This is a genomic window from Eubacterium sp. OM08-24, assembly GCF_003438075.1.
GTDB lineage: Bacteria > Bacillota > Clostridia > Oscillospirales > Acutalibacteraceae > Ruminococcoides.
This window is the reverse complement of record NZ_QSTA01000017.1, coordinates 1-3,909: the sequence shown is the minus strand read 5'-3', so window position 1 is coordinate 3,909 and position 3,909 is coordinate 1. Positions and strand designations below refer to the sequence as shown.

Annotated in this window: 3 protein-coding genes; all 3 read right to left on the bottom strand. The window is 41.4% G+C overall.

Features of this window, described 5'->3' with window-relative positions:
- On the bottom strand, positions 1-920 hold a 920-nt coding region (locus tag DXC23_RS12265), incomplete at its 3' end, for an alpha-amylase family glycosyl hydrolase (RefSeq protein ID WP_242997523.1).
- Between the two features lie 177 nt (positions 921-1,097).
- Positions 1,098-1,934: a DNA-3-methyladenine glycosylase gene (locus tag DXC23_RS12260; protein ID WP_117706832.1), complete on the bottom strand. Its 837-nt coding sequence runs from the start codon at positions 1,932-1,934 to the stop codon at positions 1,098-1,100.
- 265 nt (positions 1,935-2,199) lie between these two features.
- Positions 2,200-3,909, bottom strand: a 1,710-nt coding sequence (locus tag DXC23_RS12255; RefSeq protein WP_147329144.1) for a dockerin type I domain-containing protein, incomplete at its 5' end; no start/stop codon positions are given.

The window sequence follows — 3,909 nt, the reverse complement described above, 5'->3', positions numbered from 1 at the left end:
TTTGCTGTTTCAGAATCAAGTCTGCCCTCTCTGCTCCACTTTGTCTGGAGAATTTTTGGAAGACCTACTGTAGAAGCCTGTTCTGTTTTAAAGTCAGGAAGACCCGCAAGACATCTTGTGAGGTCACTTCCACCACCTTCTGTATAACCTGCTACACCGCAACGAATCCAATCAGGACCCCACCAGTTAGCCCAGTCTGCTTCATTTGTATTGTAGTCGATAAAGCTGTGATATGTTTTGTTGTTTACATTCTGATGTGAATAGTATGCGTCTTCCCAGCCCGGTGCTACTGTGCCGTAACCATACTCTGCCATATCGTAAAGCGAGTTGTAACCTGAGTGGTTCATTACGATATCCATAATAACTCTGATGCCGTGCTCATGAGCTGTGTCAACAAGAGTTTCAAACTCCTCGGCAGTACCGAAGTTTGCGTCTGTCTGTGTGTAGTCGAGAACATAGTAGCCGTGGTATGAATAGTGAGCGTAACTTGGATTACCGTCGCTGCCTACCACATAACCGTGTATCTGCTCATACGGAGCGGAAATCCAGATTGCGTTTACACCGAGGTTATTGAAATAACCATCTTCGATAGACTGTGTAACACCGGCAAAGTCGCCGCCGTGGAAGGTAGCTCTGTCATCAATGTTAGAAACAACCTTACCGCTCTGGTCAAGACCTCTGTTGTATGAGTGGTCGTTTGATGTGTTTCCGTTTCTGAAACGGTCGGTTAAGAGAAAGTAAACCGATGCATTGTCCCAAGAAAAGTTATCTTTGCTCTTTGTTGTAGAAGCAGATACTGTTTCTGTAGTATCAACGGTAGCAGCACTTGCCACTGTTGAGAATGCAAAGGTTGTGCTTGACATAACGGTGCAAAGTGCAATTACAACGCTTGTCGCTTTTAGCATTCCGTGCTTGTTCATTAGTTTGATTACTCCTTTCAAAACTTCCAAGGGCATCCTGCCCTATCGTTTATAATGTTATCACAAAATTATCACAATTTCTATAATTTTATTATAGAAAAATGAAAAACGGCAAATTTTACAAATTCAACTACGGAATTATGTGCAATTTGCCGTTCCATTCTCACATTATTATTGTTAATCAAACAATTCCGGGTGCATTCTGCTGTAATGAAATATGTATTGTTGTGCTATTCCCGCACAATCGCCGAAATCCGACGGCGTCATACCGGGGAAAAGCTTTTCCATTGCCTTTTTCATCCATACATCAACAGGAAAAGCCTCTATTCTGTGTAAACCAAAAAGCAGAGTGCAGTCGGCAACCTTAACTCCGACACCCGTAATTTTCATAAGCTCTTTTCGTGCCTGCTCGTAATCAAGCGTACGGCAGCTTTCAAGGTCAACCTCACCGTTGTAAACCTTTTGCGCCGCATCTATAAGGTAACGATTACGAAAGCCTGCCCTTAAAGGCGCAAGGTCATCGGCTGAAAGTTCCGCCATTTTTTGCGGTGTAGGAAAAGCAAAATCTCCGGGAGAAATTTCTTCTCCGAAGTTTTCGCAAAGTCTTTGAACAATGCCCTTGATTCTTTTTATATTGTTATTTTGTGAAATAATGAATGTACAGAGTGCCTCATAAGGCTCTTGCCTTAATATTCTTATACCGGGAGCATATTTTGCCGCCTCTTTAAGCATGGGGTGAATTTTGCTTATTTCTTCTCTGATTTTTCCGTAATCGAGTTCAAGGTCAAAGTAGTCTTTCCAAATATTTTCAAAATCCGCCTTTGTGGCATTTTCTATGTAAAGGCTGCTGCCGTCAAGTTTTACTCTTACTTTTTTGCCAAAGGCAATGCCGTCAAACGAGCCGTCGGGATTTTCGCTCCAGCGAAAGCTCTGTCCGCAGTCAAGAGTTTGCCGCAGGTCAAGGTCATACACTCCGTCAACGCAGACATAGCCGTCAAATTCATTGCAGGTCATAATATACTCCTTACCAAGAAAGTTTCTTACATTATTATACATACTTTTCTGTGCAAAAACAATATTTATGTTGAAGGAAAAATTTTGATAAATTGTGTCAGCCTATTTTCGGTCGGGCAACAATACTTTGCAAGCAACTAACCCACCGTCCTGAATTAAAAATTTATGTTATTGCAAATTAGATTACAACAAAAAAGCACCGCTCGTAACCTTAATTACGAGCGGCGCTTTATCGGATTATTTTAAGTTGTCAGCTGTAAATAATTTAAAATTCATCAAAAGATCTCGCAATGTACTGCTGAACTCTTGTTACATCCAAGACAGAAATTTTTCCGTCTTTATTAACATCCGCTGCTTCTTTCTGCTTATCGGTAAAACTTTGATTCTGAGCAATATAAAGCTGTATAGCGGTTACATCGTTTACATCTATCTGTCCGTCGCCTGTAACATCGCCGAGCATTACATCATCGTCACTATACAAATATGCCTTTGTATTTTTGTTTATCGCAAGTTTTTCGTAACCTGCAGCAGAAGTAACACCGCTCTGAATAACGCTGTTTCTTACAACTGCCTCAAAGTTGACTTTTAAATCATTGTCAATAAAACCTACGCAAAGAGTTTTAAGATTAAGGTCTACTGTCGTACTGCCTGTACCTATAACATTAAAGTAAGCTCTTACAAATGTCTTTTTGTTTGTAAAGTCCTTAAGGTCAGTAATATCCGTAAAGTTGGATAAGATACGGCCTGTTTTGATGTTTGTAACCTCGTTTGAAACATTCGGCATAAAATCTTTTGAACGGGCAACATCAAGCTTAAGTTTTGAAGAATCGTAATTAAGTGCCCACTCTGCGTTTACAAGTTTCATTGATGACTGCAGTTCATATTCAACACAAAGCTCTTTGTTGTTTACAAGTGTAACCTTTGCACTCGGGAAGTAGTTTGATGTAGCGGTTACATTAAGATTTTTGCTCTGTGTAGGTTTGGCTGTGGTCGGTTGAGTGGTTGGCTGAGTTGGCTGAGTTGGTTTTGCTGTTGTAGGCTGTACTGTCGGAATAACAGGACTTGTAATATTGCCCTTAGACATATTATATGAACCGATTGCCGAAGATACGCCGTTCCTCTCTGCCTTGAATGTAAGCTTTGATGAAGCGTTAAGTGTAGCTGTTGTAACTGTAAATACACCTGTTACATCGTCAGCCTGTGTTGTGTATGCTGTGCCGTTTACTGTTACTGTTACCTTTGAAGCAGGAGCAGCAACACCGCTTACTGTATTCTTGCCCTTAACTGCATAGCCGAGTGCAGGAACATTAAGCTGTAACTTAGCCTTTGCGTTCTGTAATGTTGTTATCATTGCAGTAACCTGATCGTCGTCAGCATCACCGCCCTGTGCAACGAGTGCGTCAACCGACTTCATAACTGATTCAACAGTTGTCCATGAAGATGCTGTGTAATCGGAAGAAGACATTGCTTTAACTTCTCTTCCCTCTTTCTTAAGCTGCTCGAGCGGTGAAGCAGGAGTTTCTACAATCTCAAGATCATAAGAAGAGAATGCTGTATTTTTAACTGTGATAATTGCGTCGCCTGTAATGCCTGTAATATCAGCTGACTGTACTTTGCCGCCGTTATTGAGCACTACATTGTAAGTTTCTGTTGTATTAATGTCAACATAGTAGTCACCGTTATCATCCTTAGATGTAAGCTGTGTGCCAGGCCATGCACCGAGAAGTGCGTTGCTTGCGCCTGTCCAAGCATATACATAAGGAGCTGAACCGTCAGCTGTCTTTACAACAAGACGAGATGATGTTTTTACAGGAGCTGTTGTGCCGCCCTGTACTTTTTTCTTGAATGTTGCTTTTGACTCGGAAGAACCGATCTCGTTCTCTGCCTCAAGAGTAATTGTAATTGTATCGCCATCATAAGCTGTGTTACCGATTGTGATTGTGTCGCCGTCTTTTACGATAAACTTGTTACCGCC

What these genes read in the sequence shown, in the direction of transcription:
- DXC23_RS12260 (WP_117706832.1), bottom strand. Translation starts at nt 1,934, where the DNA reads ATGACCTGCAATGAATTTGACGGCTATGTCTGCGTTGACGGAGTGTAT.